At 61.0% G+C, this 23,292-nt stretch carries 23 protein-coding genes; 9 read left to right on the top strand and 14 right to left on the bottom strand.

Going from position 1 to position 23,292, the window contains the following annotated elements; all coding sequences use genetic code 11:
* Positions 1-7: 7 nt before the first annotated feature.
* Both ribF and murJ read right to left on the bottom strand, forming a co-directional pair.
* Positions 8-952, bottom strand: a complete 945-nt coding sequence (gene ribF, locus BM019_RS23845) for a bifunctional riboflavin kinase/FAD synthetase (protein WP_007924736.1) — start codon at positions 950-952, stop codon at positions 8-10.
* 129 nt (positions 953-1,081) lie between these two features.
* Positions 1,082-2,620: a murein biosynthesis integral membrane protein MurJ gene (murJ, locus tag BM019_RS23840; protein WP_062824545.1), complete on the bottom strand. Its 1,539-nt coding sequence runs from the start codon at positions 2,618-2,620 to the stop codon at positions 1,082-1,084.
* A gap of 253 nt (positions 2,621-2,873) precedes the next feature.
* On the opposite strand from murJ, the gene rpsT reads away from it, so the two are divergent.
* Positions 2,874-3,152, top strand: a complete 279-nt coding sequence (gene rpsT, locus BM019_RS23830) for a 30S ribosomal protein S20 (RefSeq protein WP_007924739.1) — start codon at positions 2,874-2,876, stop codon at positions 3,150-3,152.
* Between the two features lie 152 nt (positions 3,153-3,304).
* Here the strand turns inward: rpsT and BM019_RS23825 are convergent, their stop codons facing one another.
* The 5 genes from BM019_RS23825 to rplU form a co-directional block, all read right to left on the bottom strand.
* Positions 3,305-3,769 (bottom strand): CreA family protein, encoded by a 465-nt coding sequence (locus BM019_RS23825; protein ID WP_009045708.1) that lies wholly within the window; start codon positions 3,767-3,769, stop codon positions 3,305-3,307.
* Between the two features lie 10 nt (positions 3,770-3,779).
* Positions 3,780-4,898 carry a glutamate 5-kinase gene (gene proB, locus BM019_RS23820; RefSeq protein ID WP_092420750.1) on the bottom strand — a complete coding sequence of 373 codons (1,119 nt, stop codon included), beginning with the start codon at positions 4,896-4,898 and terminating at the stop codon, positions 3,780-3,782.
* A 121-nt stretch (positions 4,899-5,019) separates the two neighbouring features.
* Entirely contained in the window at positions 5,020-6,243 is a 1,224-nt protein-coding gene (cgtA, locus tag BM019_RS23815; protein ID WP_007924745.1) for an Obg family GTPase CgtA, read from the bottom strand.
* Positions 6,244-6,438: 195 nt separating this feature from the next.
* Complete coding sequence (gene rpmA, locus BM019_RS23810; RefSeq protein ID WP_003228360.1) at positions 6,439-6,696, bottom strand: 50S ribosomal protein L27; 258 nt, start codon at positions 6,694-6,696, stop codon at positions 6,439-6,441.
* Between the two features lie 35 nt (positions 6,697-6,731).
* Positions 6,732-7,043: a 50S ribosomal protein L21 gene (gene rplU / locus BM019_RS23805; protein ID WP_007924746.1), complete on the bottom strand. Its 312-nt coding sequence runs from the start codon at positions 7,041-7,043 to the stop codon at positions 6,732-6,734.
* 241 nt (positions 7,044-7,284) lie between these two features.
* Here rplU and BM019_RS23800 point away from each other — a divergent pair, with 241 nt between their 5' ends.
* The 3 genes from BM019_RS23800 (at position 7,285) to BM019_RS23790 (ending at position 9,228) form a co-directional block, all read left to right on the top strand.
* Positions 7,285-8,253, top strand: a complete 969-nt coding sequence (locus BM019_RS23800) for a polyprenyl synthetase family protein (RefSeq protein WP_009045711.1) — start codon at positions 7,285-7,287, stop codon at positions 8,251-8,253.
* Between the two features lie 150 nt (positions 8,254-8,403).
* The gene (locus tag BM019_RS23795; protein ID WP_007924748.1) at positions 8,404-8,745 is read left to right on the top strand and encodes a zinc ribbon domain-containing protein YjdM; all 342 of its coding nucleotides are present in this window, start codon (positions 8,404-8,406) and stop codon (positions 8,743-8,745) included.
* 210 nt (positions 8,746-8,955) lie between these two features.
* Positions 8,956-9,228: a PA4570 family protein gene (locus BM019_RS23790; RefSeq protein WP_009045712.1), complete on the top strand. Its 273-nt coding sequence runs from the start codon at positions 8,956-8,958 to the stop codon at positions 9,226-9,228.
* Positions 9,229-9,326: 98 nt separating this feature from the next.
* Here BM019_RS23790 and BM019_RS23785 read toward each other — a convergent pair whose 3' ends face one another.
* The 3 genes from BM019_RS23785 to BM019_RS23775 form a co-directional block, all read right to left on the bottom strand.
* Complete coding sequence (locus tag BM019_RS23785) at positions 9,327-9,944, bottom strand: BamJ family beta-barrel-assembly machinery protein (RefSeq protein ID WP_007924751.1); 618 nt, start codon at positions 9,942-9,944, stop codon at positions 9,327-9,329.
* 131 nt (positions 9,945-10,075) lie between these two features.
* The gene (locus BM019_RS23780) at positions 10,076-10,378 is read right to left on the bottom strand and encodes a DUF6482 family protein (protein WP_009045713.1); all 303 of its coding nucleotides are present in this window, start codon (positions 10,376-10,378) and stop codon (positions 10,076-10,078) included.
* 135 nt (positions 10,379-10,513) lie between these two features.
* Positions 10,514-11,002, bottom strand: a complete 489-nt coding sequence (locus BM019_RS23775) for a TIGR00645 family protein (RefSeq protein ID WP_007924753.1) — start codon at positions 11,000-11,002, stop codon at positions 10,514-10,516.
* 159 nt (positions 11,003-11,161) lie between these two features.
* On the opposite strand from BM019_RS23775, the gene BM019_RS23770 reads away from it, so the two are divergent.
* Positions 11,162-12,994: a hypothetical protein gene (locus tag BM019_RS23770; RefSeq protein WP_092420747.1), complete on the top strand. Its 1,833-nt coding sequence runs from the start codon at positions 11,162-11,164 to the stop codon at positions 12,992-12,994.
* Between the two features lie 32 nt (positions 12,995-13,026).
* Here BM019_RS23770 and BM019_RS23765 read toward each other — a convergent pair whose 3' ends face one another.
* Positions 13,027-13,338, bottom strand: a complete 312-nt coding sequence (locus tag BM019_RS23765) for a PA4575 family protein (RefSeq protein ID WP_007924756.1) — start codon at positions 13,336-13,338, stop codon at positions 13,027-13,029.
* A 210-nt stretch (positions 13,339-13,548) separates the two neighbouring features.
* Positions 13,549-15,987, bottom strand: a complete 2,439-nt coding sequence (locus BM019_RS23760; RefSeq protein ID WP_007924759.1) for a Lon protease family protein — start codon at positions 15,985-15,987, stop codon at positions 13,549-13,551.
* 273 nt (positions 15,988-16,260) lie between these two features.
* On the opposite strand from BM019_RS23760, the gene BM019_RS23755 reads away from it, so the two are divergent.
* From BM019_RS23755 to BM019_RS23740, 4 genes are all read left to right on the top strand, one after another.
* The gene (locus tag BM019_RS23755; protein ID WP_007924760.1) at positions 16,261-16,749 is read left to right on the top strand and encodes a DUF3015 domain-containing protein; all 489 of its coding nucleotides are present in this window, start codon (positions 16,261-16,263) and stop codon (positions 16,747-16,749) included.
* 94 nt (positions 16,750-16,843) lie between these two features.
* Complete coding sequence (locus BM019_RS23750; protein WP_092420744.1) at positions 16,844-18,697, top strand: DUF7840 domain-containing protein; 1,854 nt, start codon at positions 16,844-16,846, stop codon at positions 18,695-18,697.
* 94 nt (positions 18,698-18,791) lie between these two features.
* Positions 18,792-19,148 carry a hypothetical protein gene (locus tag BM019_RS23745; RefSeq protein ID WP_009045718.1) on the top strand — a complete coding sequence of 119 codons (357 nt, stop codon included), beginning with the start codon at positions 18,792-18,794 and terminating at the stop codon, positions 19,146-19,148.
* A 72-nt stretch (positions 19,149-19,220) separates the two neighbouring features.
* Positions 19,221-19,715 (top strand): GreA/GreB family elongation factor, encoded by a 495-nt coding sequence (locus BM019_RS23740; protein ID WP_092420741.1) that lies wholly within the window; start codon positions 19,221-19,223, stop codon positions 19,713-19,715.
* Here the strand turns inward: BM019_RS23740 and gdhA are convergent.
* Both gdhA and ettA read right to left on the bottom strand, forming a co-directional pair.
* On the bottom strand, positions 19,712-21,049 hold the full coding sequence (gene gdhA, locus BM019_RS23735) for an NADP-specific glutamate dehydrogenase (protein ID WP_009045720.1): 1,338 nt from the start codon (positions 21,047-21,049) through the stop codon (positions 19,712-19,714). The two genes, BM019_RS23740 and gdhA, sit on opposite strands and share 4 nt — an antisense overlap.
* Before the next feature lie 372 nt (positions 21,050-21,421).
* Positions 21,422-23,086: an energy-dependent translational throttle protein EttA gene (gene ettA / locus BM019_RS23730; protein ID WP_009045721.1), complete on the bottom strand. Its 1,665-nt coding sequence runs from the start codon at positions 23,084-23,086 to the stop codon at positions 21,422-21,424.
* Positions 23,087-23,292 lie beyond the last annotated feature (206 nt).

The raw sequence follows: 23,292 nt of genomic DNA, 5'->3' as shown, positions 1-23,292 counted from the left end.
CTCTTCATTAGCGATTGGCGCTATGGATACGTGCAACTTCGGCACGGGCGGCGGCGACATCCGCGTTGATCGCCGTCTTCAGCGCCTCCAGAGAGGCGAAACGCTGCTCTTCACGCAGCTTGTGGTGGAAAACCACCGTCAAACGCCGGTCATACAGATCGCCGGCAAAATCTAAAAGATGGACTTCCAGGTGGGCCTTGCCATCACCTGCTACCGTCGGCCGCACGCCGATATTGGCGACGCCCGGCCAGGTCTTGCCGTCGATATCGACATCGACCAGATACACCCCGGACAACGGTACGCGACGGCGCTTGAGCTGCACATTGATGGTTGGCGTACCCAACTGGCGCGCCAGCTTCTGCCCGTGCAGGACCCGCCCGGCGATGCGGAACGGGCGACCGAGCAGACGCTCGGCCAATACGAAATCGGCCGCCGCCAGCGCATTGCGGACCTGGGTACTGCTGACGCGCAGGCCATCCAGTTCGACGGTCTGCGCGGCCTCGACGGTAAAGCCGTGGGTGATACCGGCCTTTTGCAGGAAATCGAAGTCACCGACCCGGTCGCAGCCAAAACGAAAATCATCGCCGACTTCCAGGTGCTGTACACCCAGGCCGTCGACCAGGATGGTCTCGACGAATTCGCTGGCGCTGAGCTTGCTCAAGCGCTGGTTGAACGCCAGGCACAGGACCCGGTCGACGCCCTCTTCGGCCAGCAGCTGCAGCTTGTCGCGCAAGCGTGCCAGGCGGGCCGGGGCGGTATCCGGAGCAAAGAACTCGCGCGGCTGCGGCTCGAATATCACCACGCAGCTGGGCACGCCCAACTCAAGCGCACGCTCACGCAGCCGGCCCAGGATAGCCTGGTGGCCACGGTGAACACCGTCGAAGTTGCCAATAGTGGCGACACAGCCCCGATGCTGGGGGCGCAGGTTGTGGAGGCCTCGGACCAGCTGCATAACGCGCTTCTTGCTCATAAAGTGGTCGATTATAACCACACCCGACGGCCGGTGACAGGCAACAGCACGCGCCAAAGTGATCGAACCGACAAAACCACTGCCTCGCCGGCGTCCAAGTGCCTCAGGACCTCAGTGCAACGCCTTGCGATTGAAGTCGCGCAGACGGAAGCCGAACAACGCCAGCATGCCGAAATAGGCCACCACGCCCGCCACCACCAGCACACCCAGACGCAGGAAGCGTGCGAGCATATTCCCCTGATCCCAGGCCGGCATGAACTGCATCAGCCCCAGCAACACCGCCGACATCACACTCACCGCGACGACCAGCTTGATCGCAAACTTGCCCCAGCCAGGCTGCGGCAGGAACATCTGCTGCTTGCGCAGCTGATAGAACAGCAAACCCGCGTTGATACAGGCCCCGGCGCTGATCGCCAGCGCCAGGCCCGCATGTTTCAGCGGGCCGATGAACGCCAGGTTCAGCAGTTGCGTGACGATCAGCGTGAAAATCGCGATTTTCACCGGGGTACGGATGTTTTGCTGGGCATAGAAACCCGGCGCCAGCACCTTGATCACAATGATCGCGAGCAAACCGACCGAATACGCGACCAGCGCACGCTGGGTCATCGAGGCATCGAAAGCGCTGAACTGGCCGTACTGGAACAGCGACACCGTCAATGGCTCCGCCAGAATCCCCAGGGCCAGCGCGCAAGGCAGCACCAGCATGAAGCACAGGCGCAGGCCCCAATCGAGAATCCGCGAATATTCATGCCGATCCTTGTTGGCGTAAGTCTTGGCCAGCGTCGGCAGCAGGATCGTGCCCAGCGCCACCCCCAGAACCCCCGAAGGCAGCTCCATCAGGCGATCGGCGTAATACATCCAGGACACCGAGCCAGCCACCAGGAACGAGGCGAAGATGGTGTTGATGATCAGCGAGATCTGGCTCACCGAGACCCCGAGAATGGCCGGCAGCATCTGCTTCAGCACCCGCCAGACCCCGGTGTCGCGCAGGTTCAGGCGCGGTAGCACGAGCATGCCGATCTTTTTCAGGTGCGGCAGCTGATACAGCAACTGCGCCAGGCCACCTGCCAGAACCGCCCAGCCCAGGGCCATGACCGGCGGATCGAAATAAGGCGTCAGGAATACCGAGAACACGATCATGGCGACGTTCAGCAACGTCGGCACGAACGCCGGGACCGAAAAGCGGTTCCAGGTATTGAGGATCGCCCCCGCCAGGGAGGACAACGAGATCAGCAATATATAAGGAAAGGTCACGCGCAACAGATCGGTGGTCAGCGTGAATTTTTCCGGGGTGTCGACAAAACCTGGCGCCGTCGCCCAGATCACCCAGGGCGCGGCGATGATCCCCAGCGCCGTCACCAGCGCCAGTACCAGGGTCAGCAGGCCGGACACATAGGCAATAAAGGTACGGGTCGCCTCCTCGCCCTGCTGGCTTTTGTATTCCGCCAGGATCGGCACAAAGGCCTGGGAAAAGGCGCCCTCGGCGAAGATGCGGCGCAGCAGGTTGGGTAGCTTGAAGGCGATGAAAAAGGCGTCCGTCGCCATTCCGGCGCCGAATGTGCGCGCAATGATGGTATCGCGCACGAACCCCAGAACCCGGGAAAGCATGGTGATAGAGCTGACAGCGGCCAACGACTTGAGCAGGTTCATGGAAAGGTTTTTTGCCTGTAGATAAACAGCAGGCGAACAATGCGCCCACTTGTGCGATACTCCGCGCCGCAACAGCACAGAGCCAAAGCTCGCGAGTTTACAGGTCAAGCGCCGGAAATAAATATCCCGCCTCTTCAGATCCAACCACTCAGCGGAACGCATCACCTGCCCTTGACAAGACTTCAACTCATCGGCATGATTCGCGGCCTATTTTGTTTGCTATTTCCCAAAAAGTCTTTCGAGGAGCTCGACGGTGGCCAACTCACCTTCCGCCAAAAAACGTGCAAAACAGGCTGAGAAGCGTCGCAGCCACAACGCCAGCCTGCGTTCCATGGTTCGTACCTACATCAAGAATGTAGTTAAAGCCATCGACGCAAAAGACGCTGAAAAAGCGCAAGCTGCTTATGTTCTGGCCGTGCCAGTTATCGACCGCATGGCCGATAAAGGCATCATCCACAAGAACAAAGCTGCTCGCCATAAAGGTCGTCTGAATGGCCACATCAAGGCTCTGAACCTTGCTGCTGCAGCCTAAGCGACACGCTTGTTAAAAAACCGACCTCAGGGTCGGTTTTTTATTGCCTGCGATTTACTGCCTTGACCACCAAACCGCCATCGCCAGCAATCGAACATCGACCGCCAGCCCCTACAGGGAATAACCACTGCAGGAGCCAGCCCTGAAGGCGGTTACGGGTTCTGCGCCCAAGGCAGGATCGGAATCGCCGTCACCGCATTCTGCGGGCTGCCCTCGATCAACCGATCGCTATAGACCAGGTACACCAGGGTATTGCGCTTCTTGTCGAGGAAACGCACCACCTGCATGGTCTTGAACACCAGCGAAGTGCGCTCCTTGAACACCTCGTCGCCATCCTTGAGTTCGCCCTTGAAGCTAATCGGGCCGACCTGACGACAGGCAATGGAGGCTTCGGCGCGATCCTCCGCCAGCCCCAACCCACCCTTCACACCACCGGTCTTGGCGCGCGACAGGTAGCAGGTCACGCCCTCCACCTTCGGATCGTCGAAGGCCTCGACCACAATGCGGTCATTAGGCCCGACAAATTTGAACACCGTCGACACCTGGCCGATTTCTTCAGCGCAGGCCAGCAGCGGCATCGCCAACAGCAATCCCAACAACCCTTTTGCTACACGCATTGGTTTTTCCTTAGACCAGAATCAGGTTGTCACGGTGAACCAGCTCGGGCTCAGCCATGTACCCCAACAAACCGACAATCGCATCAGAGGACTGACCGATGATTTTTTGCGCCTCCAGAGCGCTGTAGTTGGCCAGGCCGCGGGCGATTTCACGCCCGTCCGGCGCCACGCATACCACCATCTCGCCACGACGGAAGCTGCCCTGAACCAGCTTGACCCCCACCGGCAGCAAGCTTTTGTTGCCCTGGGACAAGGCCGACACCGCACCATCATCCAACACCAGGGTGCCTCGGGTTTGCAGGTGCCCAGCCAGCCATTGCTTGCGCGCCGCCAGCATGCCGCGCTCAGGCGACAGCAAGGTACCCAGGCGCTCACCCGCCTTGAGGCGATCCAGCACACGCTCCAGACGCCCACCGACAATGATGGTGTGCGCCCCGGAACGGGCTGCCAGACGCGCCGCGCGCAGCTTGGTCTGCATACCGCCACGCCCCAGCGCGCCACCCGTGCCGCCTGCCACCGCATCCAGCGCCGGATCGTCGGCACGCGCCTCGTAAATCAGCTGGGCATTAGGATTATTACGGGGGTCCGCATCGAACATGCCGTCGCGATCCGTGAGAATCACCAGCAGATCGGCCTCGACCAGATTGGCCACCAGGGCCGCCAGGGTGTCGTTGTCGCCAAAGCGGATCTCATCGGTAACCACGGTGTCGTTTTCATTGATGACCGGAATCACCTTCAGCTCGACCAGCGCACGCAAGGTGCTGCGAGCGTTGAGGTAACGCTTGCGGTCGGACAGGTCGTCATGGGTCAGCAGAATCTGCGCGGTGTGCAAGCCGTGCTCGGCAAAGCTCGACTCCCAGGCCTGCACCAGGCCCATCTGGCCAATGGCCGCGGCCGCCTGCAGCTCATGCATCGCACTCGGTCGTGCGGTCCAGCCCAGGCGGCTCATGCCGGCCGCGACCGCGCCGGAGGAAACCAATACCAGCTCGACACCGACCTCATGCAAGGCCACCATCTGCTCGACCCAGACACCCATTGCCGCGCGATCCAGCCCTTTGCCGTCCGCCGTCAGCAGCGCACTGCCGATCTTCACGACCCAGCGCTGCGCACCTGTCACCTTACTCCGCATCTTCTTCAACCTTAGCTTGAGAGCCACGCGACCGAGCGCGCCCATAAAGTTATTCGTGGCTACGTTTCCCGGATACTAAAACGCCGCTCAGTGAGCGGCGCTTGTAGTTTACTGCAACGAATCAGTCGCGGACGTAAATGATTTCCGGACCATCTTCGTCATCCACATCTTCCTCATCCCAATCATCGTCGCCGATGTCGTGCACGCTCTTCACGCCACTGCGGCGCAGGGCACGCTGGTCGTCCAGAGCCTGCAACTGGGCACGCGCCTCATCCTCGATACGCTGATCGAGCTCGGCCAATTCGTCGGCATAAGCCGGGTCAGCCGCCAGACGATCGGCACGATCCTCCAGATACCGCATGATGTCGCGACTCAGGCGCTCGGTACCGTCTTTGGAAATAGCCGAGATCACGTACACCGGACCGGTCCACTCCAGGCGATCGACGATCTCCTTGACCCGCGCCTCATGCTCTTCCTCGAGGATCTGGTCGCACTTGTTCAGCACCAGCCAGCGATCGCGCTCAGCCAGGGACGGACTGAACTTGGTCAGCTCATTGACGATCACTTCCGCCGCATCGGCCGGACTGCTTTCATCCAGTGGCGCCATGTCCACGAGATGCAGCAGCAGACGAGTACGCGCCAGGTGCTTGAGGAAACGGATACCCAGACCCGCACCATCCGAAGCGCCTTCGATCAGACCCGGAATGTCGGCGATCACGAAGCTTTTCCAGCGGTCGACACTGACCACGCCCAGGTTCGGCACCAGGGTCGTGAACGGATAGTCAGCCACTTTCGGCTTGGCCGCGGACACCGAGCGAATGAAGGTGCTCTTGCCGGCATTCGGCAAGCCCAGCAGACCAACGTCCGCCAGCACTTTCAACTCCAGCTTGAGGTCACGCTGCTCACCCGGCTTGCCCGGCGTGGTCTGGCGCGGCGCACGGTTGGTACTGGATTTGAAACGGGTGTTACCCAGACCGTGCCAACCGCCCTGCACCACCAGCAAACGCTGACCGGCCTTGGTCAGGTCACCGATCACTTCCTGGGTCCCGGCGTCGATCACCGTGGTGCCGACCGGTACGCGCAGCTCGAGATCCTCACCCTTCTTGCCAGTGCAATCGGTACTGCCGCCATTGGAGCCGCGCTCGGCATCGAAATGACGGGTGTAGCGGTAGTCCACCAGGGTATTGAGGTTTTCGTCGGCGATCATGTAGATCGAGCCGCCATCACCACCATCACCACCGTTCGGACCACCGTTTTCGATGAACTTTTCCCGACGGAAACTCATGCAGCCATTGCCGCCGTCGCCAGCTTTTACTCGGATCGAAACTTCATCAACGAACTTCATAACAAAACGCCTCTCGCCGCACGGGCGAGCCGAAAAACACTAAGACATAAGACTCTTGCAAAAATGAGCGCAGCGACCCCGATCAACGGCCGTAACATCCAGCGCTGGCAGCCCATACAAACAGTTTTGCAAGAGACTCACCCCACAAACGAAAAAGCCCCGTCGCGAGACAGGGCTTTTCCAGCGATCGCGCAATTAAGCTGCGACGACGCTCACGTAACGACGACCGAAGGCGCCTTTTACTTCAAACTTGATCACGCCTTCGATTTTCGCGAAGAGGGTGTGATCCTTACCCATGCCAACGCCGTAGCCAGCGTGGAATTGGGTGCCGCGCTGACGCACGATGATGTTGCCGGCCTTGATGACCTGGCCGCCATACATCTTCACGCCAAGGCGTTTGGCTTCTGAGTCGCGACCGTTACGGGTACTACCACCAGCTTTTTTGTGTGCCATGAGTTCAATTCTCCTAGTGAGGAATTAGGCTGAAATTAAGCCTGAATACCGGTGATTTTGATCTCGGTGAACCACTGGCGGTGGCCCATACGCTTCATGTGGTGCTTACGGCGACGGAACTTGATGATGCGGACTTTATCGTGACGACCTTGGGAGATCACTTCAGCCTTGACGGTTGCGCCAGCAACAACAGGTGCGCCGATGTTCACGTCGTCGCCATTGGCAACCAACAGAACGCGGTCAAAAGTCACGGATTCGCCAGTGGCGATTTCCAGTTTTTCGATCTTCAGGTATTCACCTTCAGCGACCTTGTATTGCTTACCGCCGGTAACGATTACTGCGTACATGGTATTTCTCCGATAATCCTGCTCACCCAGCTCTTTATAAGAAGAGGTATTGGCTGGCATGGCTGCATGGGGCTGGAACGGCCCAAGTGCAATTGCGTAAGGCAGGTGCTGCCCAGGAAGTTCAGGGTGCGCGATTGTACGCAAGCTGTCTTGGCGATGCAAGGGGCCGTCCATCGCGCCTTGACAGCCCCGGACGTGGGTCCTAGCATGCCGCGCAACCCTTCTGGAGCACCTGTCGCTGATGCAACCCCAAGCTTTCTACCGCGCGGTGGCGGACGATTTTAGCGCCGTCGACGGCATCATCAAGAAGCAGCTGACCTCCCGAGTGCCGCTGGTATCGAAAATCGGCGACTACATTACCTCGGCCGGGGGTAAACGCCTGCGTCCTTTATTGGTGCTGCTGTGTGGCAAGGCCCTGGGTCGCGAAGGCGACGACCTGCGCCTGCTGGCCGCCACCATCGAATTCCTGCACACCGCCACCCTGCTGCATGACGACGTGGTCGACATGTCCGGCATGCGCCGCGGCCGCTCGACCGCCAACGCCATGTGGGGCAACGCCCCGAGTGTGCTGGTGGGCGACTTCCTGTACTCGCGCTCCTTCGAGATGATGGTCGAGCTGGGCTCGATGCCGGTGATGAAGATCCTTTCGCAGGCCACCCGCATCATCGCCGAAGGTGAAGTGCTGCAGCTGTCGAAAGTCCGTGATGCCAGCACCACCGAAGAAACCTACATGGAAGTCATCCGCGGCAAGACCGCGATGCTCTTCGAGGCCTCGACCCACAGCGCCGCCGCCCTGGCCGGCGCCACCGAAGAGCAGAGCGAAGCCCTGCGCACCTTCGGCGATCACCTGGGCGTGGCCTTCCAACTGGTGGACGACCTGCTCGACTACCGTGGCGACGCGGAAACCCTGGGCAAGAACGTCGGCGACGACCTGGCCGAAGGCAAGCCGACCCTGCCGCTGATCTACACCATGCGCGAAGGCACGCCGGAACAGGCTGCCCTGGTGCGCCAGGCGATCCAGAAAGGCGGTATCGAAGACCTGGAAAGCATCCGTGCAGCCGTGGAAGCCTCCGGCTCCCTGGACTACACCGCGCAACTGGCCCGCGACTATGTCGCTCGTGCCATTGCCTGCCTGGAAGCCCTGCCGCCGAGCGAATACCGCGACGCGCTGGTGGAACTGAGCGAATTCGCCGTAGCCCGCACCCACTAAGATCCGATTGCACACAAGCCCGCTCCTGCCCTGCGCAGGAGCGGGCTTGTTCATGATGCTTTCCCCCTCGATCCCCCGCGATACCCCTTCCCCGGGCAAAACCCTATATAATGTGCGCTTTTTTAGCCTTCCTGAATCCGAGGAGTCTTAGTGAGCACGTTGCCACCCTGCCCGAAATGCAATTCCGAATACACCTATGAAGATGGCGCCCAACTGGTCTGCCCGGAATGCGCCCACGAATGGTCCGCCAATGGCGAAGCCGAGGCCGCATCCGATGAAACCGTGAAAAAGGACTCGGTCGGTAACGTCCTGCAAGACGGCGACACCATCACAGTGATCAAGGACCTCAAGGTCAAGGGCACCTCGCTGGTGGTCAAGGTCGGCACCAAGGTCAAGAACATCCGCCTGTGCGATGGCGACCACGACATCGACTGCAAGATCGACGGTATCGGCCCGATGAAGCTCAAGTCCGAGTTCGTCCGCAAGGTCTGATATTCCGGCTATCGCCCCGTGCCAGGCACGGGGTGAAGCCCCTCCCCGCTCCCGCCAGACTCCCCCCTCATTTCCCGCTATATATCAAAAGGCCAGCCCTTTTGACCCACAACAATTTCCACACAGAAAAAAGCAGAAACCGCCAATAGGTACTTGCTATTCATTGAATAAGAATTATTCTCATTGAAACCCATCAAGGAGATGAGACTCATGACTTATTTGATCGACGCATGGCTGGACCGCCCACACCCTTACCTGAGAATCCTGCATCGGGAAACCGGGGAAGTCTGTGCGGTACTGGAAGAAGAAGCCTTGAACGAGCTGCAGGATCAGGGCGATCTGGACCTCAACGGCCTGAGTTCCAGCGAACCGGTGGTGCTCAAGGAACTGGTGCGCAACCTGTTTCTGTTCTGCTATGCACGGGCCTTGCGCCCTGCTGGAACAGCCGAAGGGCAAGGCCTGAGCGCAAAAATACGTCTATGACCCCACCTGACCCCTCTGCCAAGGCAAGCCTTCTCGCGATCCGTACACCGCAAACACGGCGTATGGATCGCGAGCAAGCTCAACCCGGCAGCTGAGGCTTACAGAACGTCGAGCAGCTCGACGTCAAACACCAGAACGCTGTGCGGCGGGATGCTGCCAACGCCTTGCGCGCCGTAAGCCAGCTCGCTCGGCACGTACAGACGCCATTTGCTACCGGCATTCATCAGTTGCAGCGCCTCGGTCCAGCCAGCAATCACGCCACCGACCGGGAATTCCGCAGGCTGGCCGCGCTCGTAGGAGCTGTCGAACACAGTGCCGTCGATCAGGGTGCCGTGGTAGTGGGTACGCACGCTGTCTTCACGGGATGGCTTGGCGCCTTCGCCCTGGGTCAGCACTTCGAACTGCAGGCCGGAGGCCAGAGTGGTGATGCCTTCACGCTTGGCGTTTTCAGCCAGGAAAGCCAGGCCCGCGCCAGCAGCGGCTTCAGCCTTGGCAGCGGCTTCGGCCTGCATGATTTCGCGGATCACCTTGAAGCTGGCGGACATTTCTTCCTGGCCTACACGGCTAGGCTTGCCGGCGAACGCGTCGGTCAGGCCAGCCAGGATGGCGTCCAGGCTCACGCCCGGTGGCGGGTTGTCACGCAGCTGGTCGCCCAGCTGACGGCCGATACCGTAGCTGACGCGGGTTTCGTCGGTGGACAGATTTACTTCGGACATGACACTGCTCCGCTGTGCGGACGGCTCGGAAATCCGCCGTGCGTACACAGCGCATCCCGGGACGCCCGGAACCAAAAGGGCGAGCAGACTAGCACAGATGCCATGGCGATGATGAACGTGCGTCCCGCCTGTCAGGCCGAGCGGACGGCGAGAGGCACCCGCAAGCTGTCATCGGTACCGGCCGAGAGGCCACACATCTCGTCATGCACTGAGGCATGGATCAGGTTGAAGGGCAGCTTGGGAAAGGCGTGCAACACTTCCCGGGCATGCTCCACCGAACGCAGATGCAACATCTGACCGTGGGCGTCGCTCAACGGATAGGCCGCCCCATGCATCCGCGCCTCGAGCAGATAGATGCCGCCTTCGAGGGAGATCAGGTTCAGCTCGTCGATTTTTCCGGCGACGGCATAAGCATTCAACTCGTGCAGGTTCATGAGTGCACCTCGCGCAGTTCAAGCCCTTGACCCTTACAGGGATATGCCTCGGCCCGTAAAAGCACAAGCCACAAACGACACCGCCCGTCCGTTTCACAACGGCCGGGCGGCGCGGCTACAGCGGTGATCAGCCGATCAGTGCTTGGTCAGCTTGTCCAGGTAGCCCATGGCGAAGGCCGAAATCACGAAGGTCATGTGGATGATCACGTACCACATCAGGTACTGCGGCTCGATGTTCTTCGCATCCATGAATACCCGCAGCAGATGGATCGAGGAGATCGCCACGATGGACGCGGCCACCTTCATCTTCAGCGACGAGGAGTCCATCTTGCCCAGCCAGTTGAGCTTTTCCTTGTCCTCGTCGATGTCCAGCTGGGACACGAAGTTCTCGTAGCCGGAGATCATCACCATCACCAACAGGCCACCCACCAGCGCCATGTCGATCAACGACAGCAGCACCAGGATCAGATCGGACTCGGCCATGCTGAACACGTTGGGAATGACGTGGAAGACTTCCTGGAAGAACTTCAGGGCCAGGGCCAGCAGCCCCAACGACAGACCAAAGTAGATCGGCGCCAGCAGCCAGCGCGAGGCGTACATTGCATTCTCGATAAAACGTTCCATTGAATCTCACACAGGTCTGAAAACGGCGGCGAGTATATCAGCCGCCCAAAAGCCCATAAACCGCAACGAAATCCATTACCTGCGCCTCTGTCAAAGCGTTTTCTGCTAGTGTCGCAAGCACGTGAACAGCTCAATGACATCGGACAGGAAGCCTGGAGAATGGATTTGCGATTGCCTTTGGCGGGTACCGGCCTGTGTATCGCGGTACTGCTCAGCAGCGGCTGCTCGCCCAGCGACGAGAAGCAGCAAGTCAGCCTGGAACAGAAAACCGCACAGTTCGAACAATCCCTGGATGCTATCCAGGACCCCAAGCTCAAGGACGCCATCGCTGACCTGGGCGGTTCGCTGTTACTGCTCGAACGCGCGCAACTGCGGCTCCAGAACAAGCCCATCGAGACCGAATACGGCGATGACGCCCTGGCCCTGCTCAAGCACTACCCCAGCCCGCAGGCACTGGTCGACACCTACCTCAACGGCCTGTTCGTACTGCGCAAGAGCTCCAACTCCGACTACCTGACCGACCTGCAGCCGGTGTTTCCCTTCAACTTCAACATGCCGGCGCAATTCCCCTTCCCCCACGGCCTGGAATGGCAGTCCGTGACCCTGAGCAACGGCAAGGTCATCGCCTTCCAGCCCGAATGGTCGGAAACCGATCCCGGCATCCAGTTGAGCCCGTCCAGTTCCAACCTGACCAACCCGGATGACCTGACGGTGACCTACCCGTTCATCGAAGGCCTGGAAGTCGAAAACAAGAACCAGCCCCAACCCGTGACGCTGCAAGGCAAGGCCGAAGTGATCGCGCCACACCAGGTCCTCACCTTCGAACTGGGCAAGGCCGATATCGGCAAGCAACGCAGCGACAAGAATGTCAGCGTGAAACTGTTGTCCCTGGACAAGAACAGCGCCGAAATCGAGTTGACCAACAGCGCCCCACTGTCGCCCGAACTCAGCGAGACGCCGCTCAACCCATTGCTGGTGCAGGCACGGGACACTACCGGGCAGATCCTTTCGCGCTCCGGGTCGATCAACGAAAACAGCCAACAGATCGCCTTCTACACCAAACAGCTCAGCGAAATGCAGAAGCAGAAGGCCTGGAGCCAAGCGTTCGAGCAGCAGCTTGAAAATGAGCGCAAAGCCTTCGAGCGCGAACAGCACAGCCATTACACCAAGGTGTATTTCAACGGCCTGATCGACAAGCTCGAAGTCAATGTGCTGGATTTCTCTGGAGCCACCATCACCCGCAAAGACCTCAATCTGCCGGTGCGGCGCTTCGACCCTCTGACCACCGACAGCAAGATCCAGCCCCTGCCCATGCCGGTAGTGGTGTATGACGATCAGGCTCCGAACTACCTCAAGGGCGCCAACCTCGACCAAGAAACCTTGAAGAAAAGCGTGGTCGTTCATCAATCCACCGAGGACGCCAGCGCGGCGCGGATCGAGTTCGACCACCCGAGAACCTTCAATGACGAGTTGCTGGGCACGTCCTTCTCCACCGGCGACAGCCCCGTGACCTTCTTCACCCAGAACGAAAACGGCAAACGCGGTGAGCCCATCGAACTGCCATCGGAGGCAGTCGAGGTCGATCCGATGCGCAGCTCGATCACTTACGACCTGACTCTGTTCCCGGAAACCCCGGCTTACGCCGTCGGTTCGATCCCGCTGTTCCTGGCCAGCATCGAGAAGAAAGCCCTGCCCGTCAGCCAGCTGCCCAAAGGCCTGGAGCTGCGGGGCAATGCGCTGATCGTCGACCAGCGCCTGTTCCCGTCCGAGGCCTGGCGTTTCTATGCCAAGGACGCCAGCGGCCAGTACCTGAAGGAGATTCTTGCAGTCAGCCATGAGGCGCCGGCAAACGGCCCGGCCTTGTTCGACGTGCATTACTTCTATGGACAGCCCACCGAGCTGGAAACCTACCAGCGCAGCGAACTCAACACCGTCGAATATGGCTTTGAGGTCAAGCTCGACAAGCTGGAGAACCCACCACCCGCCGAGTAGGACTCAGCGGTAGGGATTAACGGGAGATTGTGTCAATGGCGGCAGCGTTCGCCATTGATCTGCCGTAGTTGCGCCTGAAGGTGCAGGCACCAGATCTGCGGATCGTCGGCCAGCTCATAACCATGGGTGGTCAGGCTTTCGACGATGGAATCAAGGATGGATTCGGCCACGCTGGGACCGCAGAAAGGTCCCTGGGCCTTGATGGCCGAAGGTTGCTCGCCGGCCATTCCGGCCGCGAACAGTAGGGTCCACATTCCGTTATCTCCCGCCAGCGGGCGGATACTGCATTCGATACGGGTGACCAGGCCAAGACACTGGCGGGTAAGGCAGAGGTTGCGCGACATGGCGGCGACCCTCGGTAGATCCTGTATTCAGCCCTCATGTGAAGACTGTTTCGATCCAGTGACGACTGTCGTTCTCCTTGCCTGAGAATAGGAAGAAAAGCCTGAGAAGCAAAGTTGACCGGCTGAACAGGCGCCGAATGGTCTATTCGCGAAAGTTGACGCCAGCGGACCGGCGCCGCGACGAAGGCCGAGCCCTCGTCGCGGCAAGGCTCATGCCGGCTTGGTTTGCGCCAATGCTTCTTGCGCCTGCTCTTTTTCCGCTTCCTTGAGGTCCTCCTCGCTGACCATTTCAGCGATGACCCGCAGGCGCTCCACCACCCGCGCGTTGACGCTGCCTTCCGGGAACTGGCCATCCGCATCCGGCTCGCCCGCGGGCTCGCCGACCAGCAGGCTCAGGGCCTCGTCAGCCTGGCGCACGGCATACACGTGGAATTGCCCGGCGCGGACCGCCGCCAGCACCTTCTCATCGAGCATCAGGGTGGCGACGTTGGCGTGAGGAATGATCGCACCTTGCTCGCCCGTCAGGCCCCGAGCTTCGCAGAGGCGGAAGAAGCCTTCGATCTTCTCGTTGACCCCGCCAACCGCCTGCACTTCGCCGAACTGGTTGATCGATCCGGTAATGGCAAAGCATTGCTTGAGCGGGGTTTTCGACAAGGCCGAGATCAGCGTGCACGCCTCGCCCAGCGACGCACTGTCGCCATCGACATAACCGTAGGATTGCTCCAGCGCGATGCTCGCCGAGATCGCCAGGGGGAATTCCTGGGCGTAACGACTGCCCAGGTAGCCGGTGAGAATCATCACGCCCTTGGAGTGAATCGGCTGGCCGAGATTGACCTCGCGCTCGATGTCGACGATACCGCTGCCTCCCGGATAGACCGTGGCGGAAATCCGCGCCGGCACGCCAAAGGCCGAGTCGCCTACTTCCAGCACCGTCAGCCCGTTGCACTTGCCTACCGCAGCGCCATCGGTGTCGATCAGGATGATCCCCGCCAGCATGTCGTCGAGAATCCGCGCCGAGACCCGCCCGGTGCGTGTGGCCTTGGCTTTGAGTGCCCGTTCGATGTGCCCGGCATCGGTCATCTCGTCCGAGGCCAGGTGACGGATGAAGTCTGCCTCGCTGACCAGCTGGAACAGATCGCCAATACGCGCCGACAAGCGCCCCTGGTGCTCCGCCAGCCGGGCGCTGTAGGTTGCCAGGCGCGCCACCGCATCCGCGGTCAACGGCGCCATGCCTTCTTCGGAGGTGCGGGTCTTCAGCAGTTGGGCGAACTGTTCGAGGCTCTCGTCCACCATCGGGATGTCTTCGTCGAAGTCCACCAGTACGCGGAACATTTCCTGGAAGTCCGGATCCAGGTCCTGCAGCGTGTAGTACAGCTGGCGGGCACCGATGATCACGACCTTGACCTGCAACGGGATGTGTTGCGGGGTCAGGGTCACGGTGGCCAGGCGCCCCAGTTCGCCCAGCGGCGACTCCATCTTCAGCTTGCGCGATTGCAGGGCCCGCTTGAGGGCATCCCAGACAAAGGGTTCACTGAGCATCTTCTCGGCTTCGAGAATCAGGAAACCGCCATTGGCCCGATGCAGGGCACCCGGACGCAACTGCCGGTAAGTGGTGTAGAGCGCGCCCTGGTCGGTGCTGTATTCGATGCGGCCAAACAGGTTGTCGTAGGTCGGGTGCGGCTCGAACACCACCGGCGCGCCGCCACTGGCCGGGTGGCCGACCACCAGGCTCGGGCCGTACTGTTCTTCCAGCAGCTTGCGGGCCACGGCGTCGGTCTTGCTGTCGTCCACCAGTTGCTCGACCACGGTCTTGAGCAGGTACACCTGCATGGCTTGCAGGTAGCCGCATACACCGGCGTTTTCCGCGTACTTCTCGGACAGCGGCGCCAGCAGCGGCTGCAAGGCCAGGGTGATGGTTTCTTCGTTGAGGTGACGCAGTTGGTTGCTCGACTCGCGCTTCCACTGCGGCAGGCTCGCCAGTTCTTCGTTGAGGCGCTCTTCCAGGGCGGAAATGTCCTCATGGAAACGCTCGCGATCGGCTTCGGGCAATTGCGCGAACTCGGCCTCGTCCAGCGCCTTGCCGTCGAGCATCGGGGTGAAGGCGATATTGCTGCTGTCGCGGTACAGCGCGACGTCCTTCTCCAGCGCCAGACGCTCGATAACGTCGAGGGCACGGTCGTAACGCTGGTTGAACGCGCGGTCGATGGCGCTTTTCTTCTGTTGATAGGACGGATGCTCGAAGACCGCCGGAAAGGTCGCCAGCAGATTGTCGATCAGGCCGTTGATGTCACTGATGAACGCACCCGCGGCCCCCGAAGGCAGCTCCAGCGCGCGAGGCTCGCGCGGCTCATCGAAATTGTTGACGTAGACCCAGTCGGACGGGGTCTGCAGACGTTTGCCTTCAGCCTTCAGGTAGCGTTTGACGAAAGAGAAGCGGCCAGTGCCGGGCTCGCCCATGACAAAGACGTTGTAACCGGGGCGTGGCATGGCCACACCGAACTGCAAGGCTTCGACCGCACGTTCCTGGCCAAGCACACCGCGAAAGGGCTCCAAATCATTGGTGGTCGAGAAGCTGAACTGTTCAGCGGAAAACGGACGGGTCAGCGCTTCGGGCGCTAGACGCAAGCTGGCAGCAACAGGATCAGGCATCGGGCTTCCTTACATCAGGCGGGGCAGATGGGGCATTCTGGCGCCGGGTACAGCGGCTGGCAAGGCGCGACGCAGCGAAAGCGCGGACAGATCCCTGGTCCCACGCAGACAGCATAAAAACCGTCTATTTCAAGGAATGTCATGCAAAAAAACACGGAACCCTTGGAATCTGCCTAAACTCCAAGCTGCGCGGCTGGACTAATAACCGGCCCACTGGCGCCGACATGGGCCAGAACCCTTGTCCATTGGTTTGCACACAAAGAGAACAAAGCTATGAAACGGATTCTTCTCGGTACTCTCTTCACCGCTGTTTCCATCAATGCAATGGCCCAAGCGCCAGGCGGTCCGGATTGTGGGTGGGGCAACCTGCTGTTCGAAGGACAGCGCGGCACTCCGGCTCACTTCCTGGCCTCCACCACCAACGGCACCTCCGGTAACGCGACCTTCGGTATGACTTCCGGCACCAACGGCTGCTCGACCAACAGTGCGCTGACTTACGGCGGCAAATCCTGGTTTGCCATGAATGGCATGATGAACGAGCTCTCCGAAGACATGGCCAAAGGTGAAGGCGAAGCGCTGACCACCTACGCCGTGGTCCTGGGCGTCGCTCCTGAAGACCGCGCGCATTTCGCCGCCGTCACCCACGAGCACTTCCAGCAGATCTTCAGCAAAGCCGACGTGACCGCGGAAGATGTGCACACCAACACCCTGGCCGTGCTGAAAAGCGATGCACGCCTGGCCAAGTACGCCACCCCGGCTTAATCTCGACCCGCCCGCTCTTTTCGAGGAGCGGGCTTTTGTTTTTCGGACATGACCCCTCCCGGGTCTTTGTTTTTTCCGACTCAAGTTGCCCACCATGCTCAAACGCCTTGCCTCCCTGGCGCTCTGTGTCTGCGCCCCGCTGTCCGCCGCGCCACAAATCGACCACTCACGTTTGCAGCAACTGGCCAGCGATCCGTTCTGGATTTCCCTTGGCCACTACGAAACCGCCAAGCTCGGTGGCTGGCGCAGTTATGTCAGCGACCCGAAATTTTTCCTCGCCAAAGACGGCGCCGAACACCCCGACGCCGAACTCAAGGCCACCCTTGACGCGCTCTACGCCCCCGCCGGCAGCGGCAACCAGCATGCTCAATGCGTGTACCCCGCCCGCACCCGCTGGCTCAAGGCCCAGTTGAGCCTGAACGATCTGCCGGCGGTGGACTGCAATGAGTTCAACCAGTGGTTCAAGGACGTCTCGCCCCACAGCACGGTGATGATTTTCCCGGCGGCTTACCTGAACAGCCCGTCGTCGATGTTCGGCCATACCCTGCTGCGCATCGACCAGGCCGACGTACAAAGCAACCACACCGCCCTGCTCAGCTACGCGATCAACTTCGGCGCCTATATCGAAGGCTCGGACAACAGCATTCTCTATGCCTGGAAAGGCCTGATGGGCGGCTATCCCGGCCTGTTCGCCCTGGTGCCCTACCAGGAAAAGCTCTCGGAATACCGCAGCCTGGAAAACCGCGACCTGTGGGAATACCGGCTGAACCTGACCCAGGCCGAAACCGAACGCATGGTCGAGCACGTCTGGGAACTGAAGCAGATCAAGTTCGACTACTTCTTCTTCGACGAGAACTGCTCCTACCGCTTGCTCGAGCTGCTGCAAGTAGCCCGTCCGAGCCTGCGCCTGACCGGGCAATTCCCGTTGACGGCGATTCCTACCGACACCGTCAAGGCGGTGAAGGAAGCCGGCCTGGTGGAGAAGATCGAGTACCGCCCGTCCCGCGAACGTGAGCTGCTCGAGCGCGCCAAGCCGCTGAGCAGCGACGAACAGCAATGGGTGCTGAAGGTCAGCGCCGACCAGCAACAGTTGCAGGAGCCCGCCTTCAAGGCCCTGCCACGGGACCGCCAGGCGTTGATCATCGATGCGGCCTATCGCCTTGAGCGCTACCGGGCCAACGGCCAGGAGCGTAATCCGCAACGGGCGCAGCGCAGTTTCGAGCTGTTGCGGGCGATCAACCGCAACCCGCCGCCCGAACTGTCCATCGAGCGCCCTGGCCTGCCGGAAGACGGCCATGAATCGCGCACCTGGCAGGTCGGCGTGGGCACCCGCGGCGACCAGGCCTTTGGCGAATACGGGCTGCGCATGGCCTATCACGACCTCAATGACAACGCCGAAGGTTTCCCCTTGGGCGCACAGATCGAAATCCTGCAAATGAAACTGCGCCAGTACGAAGGCAACCACTGGCAGCTGCAGCAACTGGACCTGGCGACCATTCGTTCGCTGACGCCGCGTAACGAACTGCTGCAACCCTGGTCCTGGCAGGTCACCGGCGGCCTGGAGCGGGTGCCGGGCAAACACGACGATGAAACCCTGGTCAGCCATGTCAACGGTGGCGGTGGCGGCACCTGGCAGCTCAGCGAGAACATGCTCGGCTTCGCCCTGGGCACCGTGCGCGTCGAGCACAACGCCGATTTCGCCGGCTTCATCACCCCGGCGGCCGGCTTCAACACCGGCCTGCTGTGGAAAAACCCGTTGGGCAACTTCAGCGTCGAAGCCAAGGGCGATTACTTCATCAATGGCGAGGTGCGCCGCAGCCTGAGCCTCAACCAGCAATGGGAGCTGTCGCGCAACCTGGGCCTGCGCCTGAGCGCCCAGCGCGAGTTCAGCCACCTGGCCACGGCGGAAAACGAGGTGATGCTGGAACTGAAGTGGTACCACTACTGACGCCCGGTAGCATTCTTACCGCGCTTTCACAGACCACTGACGAATCCCCTTCTAGACTTTCTCTATCAGCCGTTCAGCGGCGTGGGAGTCAGAGATGTGGCGGTATGCGGTAGTGGCAGCGTTGCTGGCGTTGATGACCGGTTGTGAGACGACCCACGAACAGTTGCTCAAGCAAGGTTATCCACCGGCCTTCGCCGACGGCTTCGATGATGGCTGCGCCAGCGGTCGCCAGGCCGCCGGGGCGATCAACGGCGAATTTCGCAAGAACGTGCCGCGCTACCTCAAGGACCCGCAATACGCCGAGGGCTGGAGCGACGGTTTTCGCCAGTGCCAGGCCATGCTGGAAAACCAGGACCGCAACGATTATCGGGAACGTCACTGGGACGAACGCGAACGCGCCTGGCAAGAAGAAAAAGACCGCGACGCCGCGCGAGCCTATCGCTCACAGTAAGTCGCTTTCAGGCATGGCCCGAAACCAAAAGGCTGCGACCATGGCCCAAACCTCCATTACGGGAAAACGCCCATGAGCCGAGCCTTCGTCAATGAGGAACTGACTGCCGCCCAGGCCGACCAACCAGTGGAACGGCAGATCAGCACGCAGCCCAACTACGTCACCCCGCAGGGCCTGAGCGAACTGCAAGCCAAGGTCGCGCTCCTGCAAACCCGGCACAACGAACAATCGGCGCTGGGCGACCAGGCGGACCCACAGCAGCTGGCCGATATCGAGCGCGATCTGCGCTACTTCAACCAGCGCCTGCAAAGCGCCCAGGTGGTTCCCCAGGCAACATCGCGGTCGAAAGTGCAGATCGGCAGCCGGATCGTCTTCGCCGACGAGCACGGCACCGAGCAGTGTGTGCAACTGGTGGGAGAGGATCAGGCCGATGTCGCCAAGGGCCTGATCAATTGGGACTCGCCGCTGGGCCGGGCGCTGCTGGGCACCCAGCTTGGCGATGAAGTGCTGTGGCAGCGGCCGGCGGGCGATCAACTGATCGAGGTGATCCGCATCGACCCGGCTTAAACCACGCCCTGGGCCAGCATGGCATCGGCGACCTTGACGAAGCCGGCGATGTTCGCCCCTTTGACGTAGTTGATCCGGCCGTTTTCTTCGCCGTAATGCACGCAGGCGTGGTGGATCGACTGCATGATGCCGTGCAGCTTGCTGTCCACCTCGCCGGCGCTCCACAGCAGGCGCATGGCGTTCTGCGACATCTCCAGCCCGCTGACCGCCACACCCCCGGCGTTGGACGCCTTGCCCGGGGCGAACAGGATGCCGGCCTCGATAAAGATATCCACAGCCTCCAGGGTGGTCGGCATGTTCGCCCCTTCAGCCACGCACATGCAGCCATTGCGCAGCAGTGTGCGTGCCGACTCGGCGTCCAATTCGTTCTGGGTGGCGCACGGCAGCGCGATGTCGCACGGCAGCGCCCAGGGGTGCTGTCCGGCAAGGAACTCGAGGTTGAACCGCGTCGCCAGCTCGCTGATGCGCCCACGCTTGACGTTCTTCAGTTCCAGCGCCGCCTGCCATTGCTCCTCGGTCAGCCCGGCCTCGCAGTACAGCGTGCCTTCGGAGTCCGACAGGGAGATCACCTTGCCGCCCAGGTCCATGACCTTGCGCGCGGCGTATTGCGCCACGTTGCCGGAGCCGGAAATCGCCACGCGCTTGCCCTCCACCCGCTCGTCACGGCGCTTGAGCATTTCTTCGGCGAAGTACACGCAGCCAAAGCCGGTGGCCTCCGGGCGGATCAGGCTGCCGCCGTAACTCATGCCCTTGCCGGTCAGCACCGAAGTGAACTGATTGCTCAGGCGCTTGTACTGGCCGAACAGGAAGCCGATTTCCCGGGCGCCCACGCCGATATCCCCCGCCGGCACGTCCACGTCCGAACCGATATGGCGATACAACTCGCTCATGAAGGCCTGGCAGAAGCGCATCACCTCGGCGTCGCTCTTGCCCTTCGGATCGAAGTCCGAGCCGCCTTTGCCGCCGCCCATGGGCAGCGAAGTCAGGGAGTTCTTGAAGGTCTGCTCGAAGGCGAGGAATTTCAGCACCCCCAGATTGACCGAAGGGTGGAAGCGCAAACCGCCCTTGTACGGGCCGATAGCGCTGTTCATCTGGATGCGGAACCCGCGATTGACCTGGACCTTGCCCTGATCGTCGACCCACGACACACGAAACACCACCGCCCGCTCCGGCTCACAGATGCGCTCGAGAATGCCCGAGGTCAGGTAATGCGGGTTGGCCTCCAGGAACGGCCACAGGCTGCGCAGCACCTCTTCCACCGCCTGGTGGAATTCAGGCTGGTCCGGGTCGCGCTTTTTCAGGCGGGCGAGGAAGTCTTCGACGGATTCGATCATGGGAAAGTCTCGGCAAATTTATTGTCGTTAACGCAGATTTGTCCGGGACTTTAGCAACTCGAACAGCACCATGACAGCGCAAAATGTCGCAGTTATGAATTTAAATGGTGCAATAGATATAAATATTCGGCTGTTTTCGGCCTTTTACGCACCATTCAAGGGATTAAAACCGCAGGTCTCGCCCCATGTTGGGCAACCTAAAAATCGGCGATGCCAGTCAGGGCGCATCGCGAGCAAGCTCGCTCCTACAAGAACGACACAGCCCCTGTAGGAGCGAGCTTGCTCGAGATAAGAGCCACAGGCTCCACCTGGAAACACGCGCAAAAAAAACGGAGCCCGAAGGCTCCGTTTCTTTCAAGCAACTTGCCCGGATCAGGCCAGTTTCTTGTAACGCACGCGGTGCGGTTGGGCTGCCGCGTCGCCGAGGCGCTTCTTGCGATCGGCTTCGTACTCGGTGTAGTTGCCTTCGAAGAACACCGCTTGCGAGTCGTCTTCGTACGCCAGGATGTGGGTCGCGACACGGTCAAGGAACCACCGGTCGTGGGAGATCACAATGGCGGCGCCCGGGAAGTCCAGCAGGGCTTCTTCCAGGGAACGCAGGGTTTCGACGTCGAGGTCGTTGGACGGTTCGTCGAGCAGCAGGACGTTGCCGCCCTCTTTCAGGGTCAGGGCCAGGTGCAGGCGGCCACGCTCACCACCGGACAGGTCCTTGACGAACTTCTGCTGGTCACCGCCCTTGAAGTTGAAACGGCCGACGTAGGTACGCGACGGAATCTCGTAGTTGCCGATGCGGATCTGGTCGGAACCGTCGGAGATCTGCTGGAACACAGTCTTGCTGCCGTCCAGGTCTTCGCGGCTTTGATCCACGCAAGCCAGCTGCACGGTTTCGCCGACTTCGATGCTGCCCGAGTCCGGCGTTTCCTTGCCCATCAGCATGCGGAACAGGGTGGACTTACCGGCACCGTTACCGCCGATCACGCCGACGATGGCGCCTTTTGGCATGGAGAACGACAGGTTGTCGATCAGCACGCGATCGCCGTAGCCCTTGGTGACGTTCTTGAACTCGATGACCTTGTCGCCCAGGCGCGGACCGGCCGGGATGTAGATCTCGTTGGTCTCGCTGCGCTTCTGGAATTCCTGCGATTGCATTTCTTCGAAGCGGGCCAGACGGGCCTTGGATTTCGACTGGCGAGCCTTGGCGCCCTTGCGCACCCACTCCAGCTCTTCCTTCATGGCCTTTTCATGGGCCGACTGCTGCTTGGATTCCTGGGCCAGACGATCGGACTTGGCTTCCAGCCAACCCGAATAGTTGCCCTCGTAAGGAATACCGGCGCCGCGGTCGAGCTCGAGGATCCAGCCGGCGACGTTGTCCAGGAAGTAACGGTCGTGCGTGATCGCAACCACGGTGCCCGGGAAGTCGTGGAGGAAGTGCTCCAGCCAGGCCACGGAATCGGCGTCCAGGTGGTTGGTCGGTTCGTCGAGCAGCAGCATGTCCGGGGCGGACAGCAGCAGGCGGCACAGGGCCACGCGACGTTTTTCACCACCGGACAGGTGTTCGACCTTGGCGTCCCAGGCCGGCAGGCGCAGCGCATCGGCGGCGACTTCCAGCTGGCGCTCCAGGTTGTGGCCATCGCTGGCCTGCAGGATCGCTTCGAGCTTGGCCTGTTCGGCGGCCAGCTTGTCGAAGTCGGCATCCGGATCGGCGTAGGCCGCGTAGACCTCGTCCAGGCGCGCCTGGGCGTCCTTGATCACGCTGACCGCTTCCTCGACCACTTCACGCACGGTCTTGGTCGGATCCAGCTGAGGCTCCTGGGGCAGGTAGCCGATGTTCAGCTCGGGCATCGGACGGGCTTCGCCCTCGAACTCGGTGTCGACGCCGGCCATGATTTTCAGCAGGGTGGACTTACCCGAACCGTTGAGGCCCAGCACGCCGATCTTGGCGCCCGGGAAGAACGACAGAGAGATGTTTTTCAGGATTTCCCGCTTCGGCGGAACAACTTTTCCCAGCCGATGCATGGTGAAGACGTATTGAGCCATGATGAACCTAGCGTCAGTGACTGATGAATGGAGAGCGGGCGAAGCCCGGGCCAGGCCATGCGCGGCGCCGGCATTTGATCGCGATCAATGCCTGCGTACGGAAAAAGCCTGATTGTCTGGAGCTGGAGCGCTCCCGCGTAACCGGCAAAGCTACCTCAATGGCCGGGCAAGGTCCAGCCAGCCCGGACTGGCACTTTGCCACAACT

This window comes from Pseudomonas sp. NFPP07, from assembly GCF_900115645.1.
Taxonomy (GTDB): Bacteria; Pseudomonadota; Gammaproteobacteria; order Pseudomonadales; family Pseudomonadaceae; genus Aquipseudomonas; species Aquipseudomonas chlororaphis.
The sequence above is the reverse complement of the archived record's forward strand: the minus strand, read 5'-3'. Positions and strand labels throughout refer to the sequence as shown.